The sequence below is a fragment of the Thermoanaerobacter sp. CM-CNRG TB177 genome, from assembly GCF_018588165.1.
Lineage (GTDB): Bacteria > Bacillota > Thermoanaerobacteria > Thermoanaerobacterales > Thermoanaerobacteraceae > Thermoanaerobacter > Thermoanaerobacter thermocopriae.
In genome coordinates this window covers 47,054-63,491 of the sequence record NZ_JAFCAC010000053.1, presented here as the reverse complement: position 1 = coordinate 63,491, position 16,438 = coordinate 47,054, and the positions used below count along the sequence as shown (strand labels likewise).

The 16,438-nt window shown below is 34.2% G+C and carries 14 protein-coding genes; all 14 read right to left on the bottom strand.

Annotation, left to right across the window (positions count from 1 at the left end; all coding sequences use genetic code 11):
* Positions 1–98 precede the first annotated feature (98 nt).
* The 14 genes from rlmD to I4N53_RS05190 all read right to left on the bottom strand — a co-directional run bounded on the left by rlmD (position 99) and on the right by I4N53_RS05190 (position 16,386).
* Positions 99–1,460, bottom strand: a complete 1,362-nt coding sequence (gene rlmD, locus I4N53_RS05255; protein ID WP_214495771.1) for a 23S rRNA (uracil(1939)-C(5))-methyltransferase RlmD — start codon at positions 1,458–1,460, stop codon at positions 99–101.
* A 200-nt stretch (positions 1,461–1,660) separates the two neighbouring features.
* Positions 1,661–2,077: a thioesterase family protein gene (locus I4N53_RS05250; protein WP_214495770.1), complete on the bottom strand. Its 417-nt coding sequence runs from the start codon at positions 2,075–2,077 to the stop codon at positions 1,661–1,663.
* A 51-nt stretch (positions 2,078–2,128) separates the two neighbouring features.
* On the bottom strand, positions 2,129–3,880 hold the full coding sequence (gene pyk, locus I4N53_RS05245; protein ID WP_003870519.1) for a pyruvate kinase: 1,752 nt from the start codon (positions 3,878–3,880) through the stop codon (positions 2,129–2,131).
* Positions 3,881–3,902: 22 nt separating this feature from the next.
* On the bottom strand, positions 3,903–4,868 hold the full coding sequence (gene pfkA / locus I4N53_RS05240) for a 6-phosphofructokinase (protein ID WP_003868325.1): 966 nt from the start codon (positions 4,866–4,868) through the stop codon (positions 3,903–3,905).
* Between the two features lie 76 nt (positions 4,869–4,944).
* On the bottom strand, positions 4,945–5,142 hold the full coding sequence (locus I4N53_RS05235) for a hypothetical protein (protein WP_003868324.1): 198 nt from the start codon (positions 5,140–5,142) through the stop codon (positions 4,945–4,947).
* Positions 5,143–5,223: 81 nt separating this feature from the next.
* On the bottom strand, positions 5,224–8,661 hold the full coding sequence (locus I4N53_RS05230) for a DNA polymerase III subunit alpha (RefSeq protein WP_214495769.1): 3,438 nt from the start codon (positions 8,659–8,661) through the stop codon (positions 5,224–5,226).
* 11 nt (positions 8,662–8,672) lie between these two features.
* The gene (locus I4N53_RS05225) at positions 8,673–9,980 is read right to left on the bottom strand and encodes a DRTGG domain-containing protein (protein WP_009052940.1); all 1,308 of its coding nucleotides are present in this window, start codon (positions 9,978–9,980) and stop codon (positions 8,673–8,675) included.
* Positions 9,981–10,030: 50 nt separating this feature from the next.
* Positions 10,031–10,297 (bottom strand): HPr family phosphocarrier protein, encoded by a 267-nt coding sequence (locus I4N53_RS05220; RefSeq protein ID WP_003870522.1) that lies wholly within the window; start codon positions 10,295–10,297, stop codon positions 10,031–10,033.
* On the bottom strand, positions 10,297–11,253 hold the full coding sequence (gene whiA, locus I4N53_RS05215) for a DNA-binding protein WhiA (protein ID WP_214495768.1): 957 nt from the start codon (positions 11,251–11,253) through the stop codon (positions 10,297–10,299). Before whiA ends, I4N53_RS05220 begins: the two co-directional genes overlap by 1 nt.
* A 106-nt stretch (positions 11,254–11,359) precedes the next feature.
* Positions 11,360–11,593 (bottom strand): hypothetical protein, encoded by a 234-nt coding sequence (locus tag I4N53_RS05210; protein ID WP_003868318.1) that lies wholly within the window; start codon positions 11,591–11,593, stop codon positions 11,360–11,362.
* Positions 11,594–11,685: 92 nt separating this feature from the next.
* On the bottom strand, positions 11,686–13,410 hold the full coding sequence (locus I4N53_RS05205; protein WP_214495767.1) for a glycoside hydrolase family 13 protein: 1,725 nt from the start codon (positions 13,408–13,410) through the stop codon (positions 11,686–11,688).
* Between the two features lie 13 nt (positions 13,411–13,423).
* Entirely contained in the window at positions 13,424–14,224 is an 801-nt protein-coding gene (locus tag I4N53_RS05200) for a helix-turn-helix domain-containing protein (RefSeq protein ID WP_214495766.1), read from the bottom strand.
* Between the two features lie 99 nt (positions 14,225–14,323).
* On the bottom strand, positions 14,324–15,400 hold the full coding sequence (locus tag I4N53_RS05195) for a 2-hydroxyacyl-CoA dehydratase (RefSeq protein ID WP_003868314.1): 1,077 nt from the start codon (positions 15,398–15,400) through the stop codon (positions 14,324–14,326).
* The gene (locus I4N53_RS05190) at positions 15,397–16,386 is read right to left on the bottom strand and encodes an acyl-CoA dehydratase activase-related protein (protein ID WP_214495765.1); all 990 of its coding nucleotides are present in this window, start codon (positions 16,384–16,386) and stop codon (positions 15,397–15,399) included. The genes I4N53_RS05195 and I4N53_RS05190 overlap by 4 nt, the downstream gene beginning before the upstream one ends.
* Positions 16,387–16,438: the final 52 nt, after the last annotated feature.

Here is a 16,438-nt window from a genome sequence, read left to right as displayed (position 1 = left end):
TCTAAAACCAATTAATTTATTTTCCAATAACCTAAGTTCTAACTGCCTTTAAATAGTGGGAAACACGATTTTTATTCTACTTCCAGTAATCAAAATTGTTAACTTTTATTAGTAATCAAGCAAACACTTTCAACGTGATGCGTATAAGGAAACATATCAACAGGTTGCACTTCCATGGTTTTGTATCCTTTGTCATCAAGATATCTTAAATCTCGTGCCAATGTAGAAGGATTACAAGAGACGTATACAATTTTTTGTGGATTCATATTCACAATTGCTTCTAAAACAGGTATATCGCAACCCTTCCTTGGAGGATCTATTATAACTACATCTGCTTTGACTCCTTTATCAACTAACTCAGGCATTACTTTTTCCGCATCCCCTGAAATAAATTCTACGTTTTTAATGCCATTTATGTAAGCATTTCTCTTTGCGTCTTCCACTGCTTGGTGGACAGCCTCAATACCATAGACAAAGGCTGCCTTTTGTGCTGCAAACAAAGATATAGTCCCTATACCACAATACACATCTATTACAGTCTCCTCACCTTTTAAATCAGCATATTCAAGGGCTTTTCCGTATAAGACTTCTGTTTGAACAGGATTTACCTGAAAAAATGACAAAGGGGATATTTCAAATTTTATGTCTTTTATATAGTCAATAATATTATCGCTTCCGTAAATAGTTATATTTTCCTCCCCCATAATCACATTAGTTTTTTTGGTATTAATATTTATTACTACACTTTTAAGCCCCCTTATCTCTTCTTTTAAAGCATCAATCAGTTGTTTTTTATATGGTATGTCCTTTCCATTAATCACAATAACAGCCATAACTTCTCCAGTTTTAAAAGCAACTCTTGTGACAATATGTCTTATCAGGCCTTTTCCCGTTTTTTCGTCATATACAGATATGTTATATTTCCTAATCCAATTCCTCACGACCCTAGCAATCTCATCACTAATCTCATGCTGTATCATACAACTTTCCACAGGCACAATGTCATGAGAACGAGGAGCGTAAAAACCTGTAACAGCTTTCCCTTCAACCATTCCAACTGGAAATTGTGCTTTATTTCTATACCGCTGAGGCTTTTCCATCCCTATGGTATCGTGGACTCTAGTATACACTTTGCCTATTCTCTCTAAATTGTCTTTTACCTTTTGTGTTTTGTATTTTAACTGCCCTTCGTAGCTTAAATGCTGTAAAGAGCAGCCACCGCACTTATCTGCATAAGGACATAAAGGTTCTACTCTATCACGGGACTTTTCCAATATTTCTACTACATGACCTATAACGTAATTTTTAGAAATTTTATCTATTTGTGCAACGACCCTCTCTCCTGTCAATGCTCCTTCTACAAAGACAGCCACTCCTTCAATTCTTCCAACTCCTTGGCCTTCATGGGCCATATTGTCAATATATACCTCGTATTTTTCCCCTACTTTTATGTCGTGCAATTCAAAAACGCCTCCTTTTTCCCATAATTATTATACCGTTATATAGCAAAAAAATATAGGGGTTTTCATAAATTTGTGCAAACGTTTGTTATGAATAAAAAAGAAAAAATACACTTAGAAAGTGTATTGAGAAAAAATCGGTTACCCTATTATTTATTATAACTCATTTTAATAGTATTTTATACCATTTTTTATAAATTTTAATCACAGCATTTTGCAAGCATTTCATAAACTTCTGGCATTACTTTTTTTAAATTGATAGGCTTTTTTTCAAGATTTGTAAAGGGATGCTCTGTATAACCTTGTGCTAAAAGTTTGTTATCCTCTTTGCGTATTATATCATATAAAAATTTAAGACGAGTTCCTTTCACAAATTCTAATCGTGTTCGTATTATTATGAGGTCATCGTACAAAGCAGAAGAAAAATATCTACACTGTGCGTCAATTACAGGTAGCATTACATTTTTTTCTTCTAAGCTTCTGTAGGACATCCCCAAAGAGCGAAAAAACTCCGTCCTGCCAATTTCAAACCAATTAAAATAATTGGAATAGTAAACTATACCCATTTTGTCCGTTTCTCCGTATCGAGCCCTTACCTCGGCATCCCATACATGCATAATTTAAATCACTCCTTAAAAAAACAAAGACAAGAGAAAATCTTGTCTTATTTATTTAATATTTACAATTCCTTTATACACAAATCCTCTAACTGTGTCAACCGTTACAGTCATGCCATCTTTTAATTTAGAAGTCGCTCCTTCACAACCTACAACTACAGGAATTCCTAAGTTTAATCCCACAATAGCTGCGTGAGAAGTAAGCCCTCCTTCTTCTGTAATTATAGCAGAAGCTTTCTCTATAAGAGGCATAAAATCTCTTTCTGTCTTTGCAGTTACTATTATATCGCCTTCTCTAAATTTATCTTTGTCTTTGCTGATATCATTAATAACACATACAACACCTGTAGTAGCCTTAGAACCTATACCTATTCCTCTCAACAAAACATCTCCTACTATATGTACCTTCAACATGTTGGTGGTACCTGTCATAGCTACAGGAATTCCTGCAGAAATTACTACGATATCGCCATTTCTTATAAGTCCAGCAGTTAAAGCACTTTGTATTGCAACATCTATCATTTCATCTGTAGTAGAAACCTCTTCTGTAACTAAAGGATATACTCCCCAGACTATAGAGAGCTTCCTCGCAACACTTTCGCTTGGAGTAGTAGCAATAATTGGAGCTTGAGGTCTGTACCTCGATACCATTCTCGCTGTATAACCAGATTTAGTACAAGTTATTATAGCAGCTGCTCCTATATCTCTTGCAGTAGTACAAGTTGCATGGCTTATAGCGTTTGTAATAGAAACATTTGTATCAATATTTCTATCAATGATATCTCTATATCCCACATAAGCCTCTGTCTTTTCTGCAATCTTTGCCATTGTCTCAAAGGCCTCTATTGGGTATTTACCTTGAGCTGTCTCCCCTGATAGCATTATAGCATCTGTTCCATCAAGAATAGCATTTGCTACATCTGTAACTTCTGCTCTTGTAGGCCTTGGATTTCTCATCATAGAGTCTAACATTTGAGTTGCAGTAATTACCGGTTTCCCTGCTTTATTACATTTTTGTATAATCATTTTTTGAACGATTGGTATTTCTTCAAGAGGAATCTCAACCCCTAAATCTCCTCTGGCTACCATTATTCCATCTGAAACCTTAATGATTTCGTCTATATTTTCTACTCCTTCGCGATTTTCTATTTTAGCAATAATTAAAATATGCTCTGCCTTATTTTCTTCTAAAAGTCTTCTTATTGCCAAAACATCAGCTGCTTTTCTAACAAAAGAAGCCGCAATTATATCAATGCCCTTTTGAATTCCAAACTCTATATCATCTACGTCTTTTTGAGTCAAAGCAGGAAGATTGAGTTTTACTCCTGGAACATTTACTCCTTTATGGTCTTTTACAGGACCAGAATTTTCTACAATACAAACTATATCTTCTCCTTTAACATCAGTAACCTTTAGAGAAATTAACCCATCGTCAATTAGTATGCGGCTACCTCTTTCCACATCTTGAGGCAACCCTTTATAGGATACACTGCATATAGTTTCGTCTCCTAATACATCTCTTGTCGTAATGACAAAAGTTTGTCCTTCTTTTAATTCCACTCCGCCATTTTTAAACTTTCCTGTCCTTATCTCTGGACCTTTAGTATCCAACAAAATAGCAACAGGTAACCCTAATTCTTCTCTTATCTTTTTAATATTGTCAATTCTTGCCCCATGCTCTTCAAAATCTCCATGAGAAAAATTCAATCGAGCAACGTTCATGCCTTTCTCAATTAATTTTCTCAGTATATTATAGTCTTCGCTGGCAGGTCCTATTGTACACACTATTTTTGTTCTGCGCATACCTTCACTCCCTAAAATTTATTTATATAGACAATATCTTGCTGAGCTCATAAAGTTTTCTGTTAAACTCCTTTTTCATGGAAAGGGCTTCATCTATATCATCGTCTACAATTTGATTGTTTCGTATACTTATTATCCTCTTGGTTTTATTTTCTAAAAGCAACTCCACTGCTCTTGCTCCCATTTGGCTTGCCAATACCCTATCCATCACTGTAGGAGCTCCACCTCTTTGAATGTGCCCCAAAATAGTATACCTTAAGTCCAATTTTGGTAGCCTTTCTTTAATCATTTTCGCTAGTTCTGGAGCGCTCATAACTCCTTCTGCAAGGACAATTATATGATGAAGCTTTCCTCTCTTTATCCCGTAAGTAATTTTATCGCAAAGTTCATCGATGCTCCATTCCACTTCAGGAAGTATAATCATCTCCGCTCCACCAGCTAGACCAGCATACAAAGCAATGTAACCCGCATTTCTTCCCATCACTTCTATTATATTTGCTCTCTCATGGGAAGTAGCAGTATCCCTTATTTTATTTATTGCATCAATAACAGTATTACAAGCTGTATCAAAACCTATTGTATAATCTGTACAAGGTATGTCATTGTCAATTGTACCTGGAATTCCAATTGTATTTACATTCCATTCTTCACTCAAAAGCTGTGCTCCTCTAAAAGAGCCATCTCCTCCAATTACAACGAGACCTTCTATTCCATGTTTTTGAAGGGTTTCGTAAGCTTTTTTGCGCACCTCTTTTTTCTTAAATTCTTCACATCTAGCAGTTCTCAAAATAGTACCGCCTTTTTGCAATATATCTCCTACTGAAGAAAGATTTAAATCAATAACTTCATCCTCTACTAAGCCTGCATATCCCCTCATAATACCTTTTACTTTAAGCCCATAATAAATTCCTGTCCTTACCACAGCCCTTATAGCTGCGTTCATCCCTGGTGCATCTCCACCACTTGTAAGTATACCAATCGTCTTCATAGTCTACCTCCTCATTTTATCCCACATGGACTTTAGTTGTCCCATTTTCGTTAAAGCAGCCCTTTCGGGCAAAAAATTATAAGCCATACTCAATAATAATGCTTTGCGCATCTTGAGCTTCTGCTTTTGGAACTAAAACCTCACAATAAGAACCTTTTTTGTCTATTTTTTTATTAAGTGGACGCAATTTTACCAAAAAACCTTCTTTTGTTAAAACGTCTTTGACCTTTTCTGCTGTCTCCATATCTTGTGCCATGTATATTACCGTCCACATAAAACGGCCTCCTTAGTATTTCTAAATTATATTTTAATCTATTTTTTTTCAGTTATCAACTTAAAATTTGCAAACTTTTTCTCAAACTACTTTGACATTTTCCTCTCCTAAGACAGCATGAAGTTCTTTAATTAATTCTTTGCTTCCATTTACCCACAAATCTCTATTAGCCGCTAATAATTTTTTACTGTTAAGCTTTAAAACTACTGGCATATTACCAGGATTTTTGCGCAATATTTGTTTAACAATCTCAATCTTTGTAGAATCCTGTAAATTAAGATAAAGTTTCTTCACTATCGCTTGAGACAATGGCTTAATTTCATCGCATAAAATCTTAGGCTCTTCCTCTTCCTTTAAACTAACCTTTCCCCTCACTACAACCGGGTTGTCTTCTTTTATTATACTGGAATACTTTTCATATACAGTTGGAAATACTATTACTTCTACAGTACCATATAAGTCCTCAATTGTGACAAAAGCCATGATATTGTTATTTTTTGTAAATTTAATTTTTTTTGTAGCTATAACTCCTGCTATCACCACTTCTTGGTTATCTTGCAATTTGGGCTGAAACATTTCCTCTTCGCTAACTTTAAAATCCAAAGTAGTGGCATTAGTAATTTTAGGAATATCTTCCATGTATTCTTCTAGAGGATGCCCACTTATATAAAGGCCTAAAGTTTCTTTTTCCATGGACAACAATCTACTTTTAGGGAATTCCTCTAAATCAGGAAATTCAAACCCCACCCCATGAGTTTGTTCTACTTCTCCAAATAAAGAAATTTGCCCATTTAAATTATTATTTCTATTTTTCTTTATATTTTCCATTAATTTGTCATATGCTGATAGAAGTTGAGAACGCCGCACTCCAAAAGAACTAAAAGCTCCTGCTTTAATTAAGCTTTCCACTGCTTTTTTATTTAATTGACTGTCCTGCATCCTCTCAAAAAAGTCGACTACAGATTTAAATTTCCCATTTCTTTCTCTTTCACTTACGATTTCCATTGTCATATTTAAACCAACATTTTTTACTGCGCTAAGGCCAAACCTTATTTTATCTTCTACCACTGTAAAATAGGAATCACTTTCGTTTATATCAGGGGGCAGCACCTTTATCCCCATTTTTCTACAAACTTGCACATAAAAAGCTACTTTATCCAGGTTATCTACAAAACTGTTTAAAAGAGCTGCCATAAATTCTACAGGATAATACCTTTTCAAATATGCAGTCTGATAAGCTATAACAGCATAAGCCGCAGCATGAGATTTATTAAAAGCATAGTTTGCAAAATCTAACATTTCGTCAAAAAGTTTATTAGCAGTTGCCTCGTCTAATCCATTTCTCAAAGCTCCTGGAACTATTACATTTCCTTCATCATCAACCATTCCATAGATAAAATTTTTTCTCTCTTGTTCCATAACATCCATTTTCTTTTTAGCCATGGCTCGTCTTACCAAGTCAGCCCTACCTAAAGAGTAACCCGCGACATCTCTCACAATTTGCATAACTTGCTCTTGATACACCATACAGCCATAAGTTACATCTAAAATTGGCTTTAAAAGAGGGTGGTCATAGACTATACTCTCTGGGTGATTTTTATTAGCGAGATATCTTGGAATTTGGTCCATAGGTCCGGGTCGATAGAGAGAAATTCCCGCTATTATGTCCTCAAGGTTTTTAGGCTTTAATTCTGTCATAAACTGCTTCATGCCAGAAGACTCTAATTGAAAAACTCCTTCTGTCTCCCCTTTTGATATAAGTTCATAAACTTTAGGGTCATCGTACTCCATAGAATCAAAGTCTATAGTCACACCCCTGTTCTTTTCTACCATTTCAATAGTATCCCTTATAACCGTCAAAGTTCTAAGTCCCAAAAAGTCCATCTTCAAAAGCCCTAACTCTTCAAGGGTGGTCATCGGAAATTGGGTCACTATGGAATCTTCGTTTTTTTGCAGTGGCACGTAGTTGACAAGGGGTTCTTTTGATATTACTACTCCCGCAGCATGAGTAGAGGCATGTCTAGGAAGGCCTTCTAAAGACCTGGAAATATCAATAAGCTGTTTTACTTTTTCTTCATTCTCATATCGCGCTTTAAGTTCAGGGTTTAAAGATAAAGCTTTATCAATAGTCATTCCTAATTCAAAAGGAATCATTTTTGCAATTACATCTACCTCTGCATAGGGATAATTTAAAGCCCTTCCTACATCCCTTATAACCGCTCTCGCCGCCATTGTACCAAAAGTTATAATTTGAGCCACATTGTCCTTACCATATTTTTTTACAACGTAATCAATTACTTCTTGTCTTCTCTCATAACAAAAGTCTGAATCAATATCAGGCATGCTGACCCTCTCAGGGTTTAAAAACCTCTCAAAAAGAAGGTTATATTTTATAGGATCTATGTTGGTTATTCCCAACGTATAGGCTACCAAACTACCTGCCGCAGAACCTCTTCCTGGTCCCGTCATAATCCCGTTGTCTTTTGCAAACTTTATAAAGTCCCACACTATGAGGAAATAATCCACATATCCCATTTGCTTTATCACAGAAAGTTCGTAATCTAATCTTTCAATCACTTCTTTGCTTGGATTTTTGTACCTCTTGTACAATCCTTCATAACATAAATTTCTCAAATATTCACAGGAATCAACGCCTTCTGGCAAATCGTATTTGGGCAATTTCGTCTTATTAAACTCAAATTCTACATTGCACATGTCTGTAATCTTCTCAGTATTTTCAATGGCCTCTTTACAACAAGAAAAAAGATTCTCCATCTCTTCTGGAGATTTTAAATAAAATTCATCAGTTGGAAAAGACATGCGATCTTCATCATCAATTGTCTTCCCTGTTTGAATGCACAAAAGCACTTCATGAGCTTTTGCGTCTTTTTTTTCAAGATAGTGTACATCATTAGTAGCAACTAAAGGTATTCCTGTCTCTTTGGATAGTCTTATAAGCTCTTTATTTACCTTTTGCTGTTCTAAAATTCCATGGTCCTGCAGTTCTAAATAAAAATTCCCTCGTCCAAAAATAGAGTCGTAAAAAAGTGCTGCCTCTTTCGCTTTTTCATACTCACCTCTTAAGATATAAGAAGGAACTTCTCCTGCAAGGCAAGCACTTAAAGCGATTAGCCCCTCACTGTGCTCTTTTAAAAACTCTCTGTCAACTCGCGGTTTATAATAAAAGCCCTCAATTGAAGCCACAGTCACTATCTTCATTAAATTTTTATACCCTGTCATGTCTTTTGCCAGTAACACCAAGTGATAATTTTCATTATCAATCCCATATTCTCTATCTTGCATGCTTCGAGGGGCTACATAAATTTCACAGCCTATAATAGGTTTTATTCCTTGTGCTACTGCTTCTTTATAAAAATCTATTACGCCATACATCACTCCATGGTCTGTAATAGCTATGGCTTTCATGTTTAACTCTTTAGTTTTGGCAATTAAATCTTTAATTCTGCAAGAACCGTCAAGTAAACTGTATTCAGAATGAACGTGCAAATGGACAAACATGATATAATCACCTAAACCATCTTTATTCTTTTAGAAAGTCTGACAGACATCAATGCCTTTGCAATTTCTTCTTTTTCATGAATGATTTGAATTTCCAACTTACTAAAATTATTACTAACTTCTATTATTTTTGCGAAAACCTCTATTAATTCTTCTGTACGCATAGGTTTAATAAAATAAACTGAGAAATTATCTAAAACCGCATCATATCTTTTATTCTGCGTTATAGCAAAAATACCAGATTCACACATTAACATCATCAAAGCACTGCTACTTACTGTACCAAATTGGTTAATCATCATCGAAGGGATCTTACCTTTAAATTTTACTCCATTTTCTATTTTTTCCATATCAAAATCTTTAAAAATTGTATCTTGAATAGCTTCACTAATCTGGGGCTGTTTTGTCGTATAATGTAGGGCCTTAATTACATCTTCCCTGCTTATGAGTCCTATCAATTCTCTGCCACGAGTCACAGGTAGTATCTCTACATTCCACCATATCATCAGATGGGCTGCATAAGAGAGCGTAGTAGTATCCGTTACAAATACAGGGTTAGGAGTCATAATACTCCCAATTTTATCATCATCCGATGCAGTGGCAACATCTCTTGAAGTTACCATACCGACTAACATCCCTTTAGAATCAACAACGGGATATCTGGTATGTTTAGTCTCTGTATATAATTTTTTCCAATCTTTTACTGTTTGTTGAGGCGTCATATAGATTGGATTATATGTCATTACATCGCTGACGTACAAAATCTTTTTTCGTGTCATACTTTCATTGATCGCCTTGTTTATAAGAGTCGCTACAGTAAAAGTATCATAAGAAGTAGATATAAGCGGCAATGAAAGCTTATCCGCCAGTTCTTTTATATGAGGTAATGTATCAAAACCTCCTGTAATCATCACTGCTGCCCCTGCTTTCAAAGCCGCTTCCTGTGCATCTTCCCTATTTCCCAAAATTACAAGGTCTCCTGGTGATATGTACTTCACCATTTCATCAATGGTCATGGCTCCAATTAAAAATTTGTGAAGTTCCATCCCCATTCCACCATGACCACCTAATACTGTCCCTTCCACTACATCTGTAATAACCTCATAAGTAAGACGGTCAAAAAATGGATCTTTTTGTTTTCTTCTTATAGTTCCTACTCTTGGAATCGTAGTTACAAGCATTAAATTTTCTGCATCCTTTATGGCTTTGTAAGCGGTACCTTCACTTATATGTAAAGTCTGTGCAAGACCTCTTACTGAAATTTTTGTGCCTTCAGGTAAATTTTTTATATATTCCAATACAATTTCATTTTTTTTCATAACTATCATCCTTTATACAAAAAAGGTTTCTAAAAAGAAACCTTTTTTGTTTACTCCTCACCGAATTTTGATTCAATAAGGTCCACCAATGCTTTTATAGCTGCCTCTTCGTCGTCACCTTCGGCACTCAATTTGACAACATTGCCTTGCGATACTCCAAGAGACATAATTCCCATTATACTTTTGGCATTTACTTTTTTGTTATCTTTCTCTACCCATATTTGTGAGGAAAATTTGCTGGCAGTTTGTACAAATAATGCTGCAGGTCTTGCATGAAGCCCCGTCTTATTTTTAATTTCAATCGTAACCTCTTTCATTATTGAACTCTCCTCTCTTTCAATTTCTTTGAAATTTCTTCAATTTTTCTAAGTCTATGATTCACTCCTGACTTGCCGACAGGAGGAACTAGCATTTGTCCCAATTCTTTTAAGCTTAGATCAGGATAATTAATCCTAAGTTCCGCTACTTCTTTCAAATTAGGAGGCAAATAATCAAGACCTACTGTCTCTTTAATATAATTTATGCTCTCTATTTGCCTTAAAGACGCGTTAATAGTTTTGGTTAAATTTGCAGTTTCACAGTTTACAATCCTATTTACATTGTTTCTCATTTCTTTGTATACTCGTATATTTTCCAAGTTCAAAAGAGCACTGTGGGCTCCTATTATATTTAAAACATCAACAATTTGCTCTCCTTCTTTTAAGTATACTACATAATTATTTTTTCTTGCAATAACCTTTGAATTTAAGTCAAAAGAATTTATCAATTTACTTAAATCTTTCCCGTGTTCTAAATTATGAGTAATAAACTCCATATGATAAGCTTTTTCAGGATCGCTTATTGAACCACCCCCCAAAAAAGCTCCTCTCAAATAAGCCTTTTTTGCTTTACTGTTTTTTACAATCTTTTGGTCTATCCCATAATTTAATTTTATATGACCTTTCTCATAATTCAATATCTTAACTTTACCTAAAATTTCTTCTGCAATTTTTGTATCAGGTACAAAGATAAGGTAGCTTAAGGTTTTTTTTAGATATCTACCTCTTCTTACCATTGTCTCAGGAATTATTCCAAATAAATCTTTTATTAACTTAAAAACTAATCTCGCCACAGAAGCATTTTCTGTAGTAAAGGTCAAAGAAATTTTTCCATTGCCATACATTGAAATGCTGCCTATCGTCCTAATCAAAGCAGCTAACTCTGCTATTTTACTTTCTTCCTCTTCAGGATAAATCCTTGCCAATTCGTCTTTTGTATCTGAAGAAAATGACATAAAGCATCACCTCAATAGGCTTATCTTTATTATACTACATTATTTCAAAAAAAAAACCCCTTTAAAAAACAAATGAACAAAAAGGGGTTTATAAGTTTATAGCAAACTACAATAATTTTTTCTTTTCCCATTCAATATATTTAGGTGAATTTTTCCAATTATGTCTTTCTTCAGAATTACACCATTCCTTGAACTCTTTGTAATCTTTCCACTCTTCATATTCACTTGCTTCAACTAATTTTTTTAATGTGATAAGCTTTGTAATGTCGTAACTTCCATATAATCTCTCATAATCCTTATAATATTGATAATCTCTGCCATAGCGGGATGTATCTTTCATACCATCACCCCTGTTTTTTTTAAAAAATATAGGGGAATTTTCATTCCCCTATATTTTTCTATCTTCATATTATTCACTTAAACTCAGATTGGTTACTTTAAAATATAGGCAGAGTTAGGTTGCAAGTAAAGGAGATTACCACTTCTTTTTAATTCCTTCATCTTTAAAATATCTTCTTTTCCTTCTGCTTCATTCAAAAATATCACTTCCTGCTTGCTACTGTTATTTAGTACAACAATTATTGATTTACCTTTGTATTCCCTCTTAAAAGCAAACACCCTTCCTATAGCATATAAAGTACAGAAACTTCCGTATTTGAGCTCCTCATTTTCTCTCCTTATAGAAATCAACTTTTTATAGAAATTAAAAATACTTTTATTTTGCTTTTCCTCCTCCCATATCATGCATCTTCTGCAATCAGGGTCATAATCTCCCACCATTCCTACCTCGTCTCCATAGTAAATATATGGGATTCCAACAAAGGTAAATTGAAACACTAATGCTAACTTCATTCTCGCAACCATGCCATTAGCTAAAGTCAAAAACCTCTCAGTATCATGACTTCCTATTAAATTAAACATAACCCTATTTACACTATCCATATGCCTCATAAGTTGCTCTGTAATCATTGTATTAAAGCGAGAAGCACTTATTTTCCTTTTTGCAAAAAAGTCCACAACCGCATTTCTAAAAGGATAGTTCATTACACTGTCAAACTGATCCCCTCTAAGCCAAGGAGAAGCATCATGCCAAACCTCTCCTACAATTATGGCCTCCGGTTTAGCTGCCTTTACAACTTCTCTAAACTTTCTCCAAAAATGGTGGTCTATCTCATTAGCAACATCCAGCCTCCAGCCGTCTATGTCCACTTCTTTAATCCAATATTCCGCTACTTCCAATAAATACTTCTGTACTTCTGGATTTTTTGTCATAAGTTTTGGCATTCTCCATACAGTATCTGCAAAAGCTTCATAGGAAGGTTTTGGATGAGTTTTAATTTGCCATTCGTATATATTAAACCAATCCCAGTATTTTGATTTTTTACCATTTTTAATAACATCCTGAAATGCAAAAAAGTCATATCCGCAGTGATTAAAAACGGCATCAAATATAACTTTTATGCCATTGTCATGACATTTTTGCACAAGTTCTCTCGCTTTTTGCGTATCACCAAAGTGGGGGTCAATTGTATAATAATCAGTAGTATCATATTTGTGGGTGGAAGGCGATAAAAATATGGGGGTTAAATAAATGGCATTTATACCCAAATCCTTTAAATAATCTATTTTATCTATTATTCCTTGCAAATCTCCTCCAAAGAAAGAATCTGCAGTAGGTTTTTGACCCCAAGGCTTTACATTTTCAGGGTCGTTTGATTTGTCGCCGTTATTAAACCTTTCAGGAAATATTTGATATACAATGCAATCGCTTGTCCAATTTGGAGCAAAAAATACATCTTTCTCTCCTATATAAGGGTAATGGAAAAATCCCCAAAATCCATCTTCTGGCCTTTTTTTGTAAAATCCTGCTTCTGTATAATATAATTTCTCGCCACCTTCAGAAACCAAATAGAAAAAATACACAAATTTTTTATTAAGGTCTAAGGTAGTTTCAAAATAATCAAATAATTCGTTGGTATGGATTAATACCATCGGTTTTATTTTGAATTTCCCCATCCAATCGTATCTGTCTTTGTATAAAACATATACCCTATCCACATCAAATACAGCAGTTCTTAATACTATCTTTAATTGATTTTCATTCAGTGGATATGCGTAAGGCATATCGCTTTTATGAAATATAGCTTCTTTTATCATCTCTTTCCCCTTTCTATGTATGTATATTTATTGTAACTGGTGACGGTGTTTGCACTGTTGGTAGCTCCTCACCATCTACAGTTATTTTAACAGCTGGCGGATAACCCATCAAGATAGTAATACTATCTTTTACATCAAAAATTTTAGACATATCCTTTGTCATAAGGCCTTCATAAACGACATTTCCATCTACTTTTACACTAAACCAACATTTTTCGCCAGGTACGCTTATTTCTACTTTATAACTTTCTCCAAAGGGAACAACTTTATATTCTATTTTTTTAGAAGTCTCTGCTACTTTTTCAATCGACGTCTTTACTGTAGGTTGAGAAACATTGCTTTCCTGTGGAAGATTTGTTTTGTCTTCCGAAATTGTTGAAGCTTCACTTTGATTTTGTTGTGGAATTGGTGCAAGTCCTTTTTTAACTTGAATTAGAAAATAGTAAAAACCGTATCCTATAATACCTATTATTAAAACAACAATTATTGCTTTTTTTAAAGTCAAAAAAAATTGTGAAAAATCTCTCCTCTCTTTTTTGTAAGATGTGGTCTCTATATTAGGTATGGCTTCCTCCTCTTTCTCCTGAAACAAATACTCATACTTTTTTACTAACTCATTGCCATCTAACCCTAAGGCCTCAGCATAACTTTTTACAAAGCCCTTAGCATATACAAGTGCAGGCATTACGCTAAAATCTCCATCTTCAATAGCTTTCAAATAGCGTATCCGTATTTTAGTTATTTCTTGAATTTCTTCAAGAGTCAATCCCTTCTTAATTCTTTCACTTTTTAAAAATTCTCCCAATTCATTCATACCTATCACCCCTTACTAACCATCCACTTATTATATATTCCACACAAAATACATTTTTCCTTCATTATTTTCGGAAAAATAAAAATTAAAAGGATGATTTCAGCAAACTACCTCCATCCTTTTTCTATACAAAAGATCCACAAAAGCTTCCAAACGGGTTTGGTAACCTGCTTGTCCAGTGTTTTCATCATATACTAAAGACATCACTGGAATATTGTAATCTCGGCTAATTTTTGCAATTATTCCTTGAGCTACTATTTCAGGGGTGCAGGTAAATGGAAGTATGTGAATCACGCCATCATAATTTAGTTTAGCATATTTTACGGTATTTGCAACAGTGTTGAGCCCATGTCCTCCTATATCTCTTTCTAAATATCCTCTTGCGTTTTTCTTAAACTCCATTCTTTGAGGCAATTTAAAAGCACTGTTAATTAAATAATCTGAAAGATATTCTGTTTTTGTAACTTCTACCCCCAATTCATTTAAAGATTTGCTGATATCCATATTAGTAAAGGGTTCTAGGAGCATATAAATTTCTCCCACTAGTGCTACTTTAAGCTGTATTTTCCTCCGTACATTTGCATTTTCCTTTATTTTTTTCATGGCCTCTGATACTATTTTGTCCACTTCTTTACCATTTTGAGCTTTTTCTAGCTTTTTCATATATTCTTCGTATATTTTTGTAGTTACACCTGGGTTATCTTCATGGGCTCTGTATTTTAATAAAAACTTTTCTAATTTATCAGCCGCTATCATTTTTTTCACTGCAAATACAAAAGATTTTAAAGCCGTTTTTCCATCTACATTAGGAAAATATGAAGCTAATTCTTTTAAAAAGTCTATCAACCTGCCATGGGGTGGATCAACAATTATCATTTTAAAGTCATAGCCCAAATCTTTTAATATCTCTCTCTGCACCTGACCGTAATACCCAAATCTGCAGGGCCCAATTCCCCCTAACATTATAATCGTATCTGCTCCCTTATCAAGAGCCTCAATAAAATTTCCGACATTGATTTTAAAGGGTAAACATGCAAATTCATGAGAATTTCTAACTCCTAAGGTCAAAGTTTTATTAGTAGAAGGTGGTGGGTCTATCACTTCTACCCCAATTCCTTCAAACATCGTCTTTAAAATCATATTTAAAGAACCCATGTGAGGATAAGTAATTTTCATACCATCACCGCCTTTTTATTAAATCTTAAAAGGTCTGTAAAAGCCTCCAACCTCGTCATAATGCCAGCTTCCCCCGAATGTTCATCAATTGTAATCAACATAAAAGGTACCTCCTTCTCTCTTTTATAAATCCTCTCCAACAATTCCTCTGTCATAGAATTAGGTCCACAACCAAAAGCAGAAACCATAATTACCCCATCTACATTCTTTTGTTTTAAAAAATACAATCCCGCTCCCAAAATATCTCTTTCATAGTTCCAAAACATTTCTTTTGAAAGCATTGATGCTCCTTCTAATATTAGATCTTTCTGTAGCATTTCCATGGTATAAACTTGTGCTCCCATGTTTTTTAGCTTCTCAATAATCCCCATACTTATGTATTCATCCATAATATCATAAGGATGAGCAATGACGGCTATTTTAAGGTCATAATTACTTTCTTCTTTTACCAAATTCTTTCCTTCCCAAACTTTTAAAGCTTCTAAATTGGTAAGACCTTCTTTCAACAAACTCTCGAACTTTTTTTGTTGGTGGGTAGCCTTAAAATAGGCTTTTAAAGATTGGTCTTTAGTCTTCCCAAACATCCTGCCAATTTTTATAAATTCATTTTGAGTAAATTTATCATTATTTTTATAATAATTAATCTCAATATCTATAATAGGTGGTAAATCACCAATTAAGCTTTTTATAAAATCTGGCAGTCCCAAAAACTTTGAACAAAGGTATTTTTTTCTTTCTACACTTACAACCCTCGGAATAAATATATAATCAACGTTTTTTTCTTTTAAATTTATCACATGTCCTACATAAGTTTTAACAGGAAGACAAGCATCTTCAACACAGTTTTTTACTCCTTCATCAAGAATTTTTTTATTTGTATCCTGGGAAACCACTACTTTTGCTCCCACACCTTCAAAAAAAGTCTTCCACATTGGATAAAAATCGTAATATAAAAGTCCTTTGGGTATTCCTACAGTCTTACTCATTTTTGACACCTCCTTTAAAAGCAAATACATATTTATTCTTGCCATAAATTTT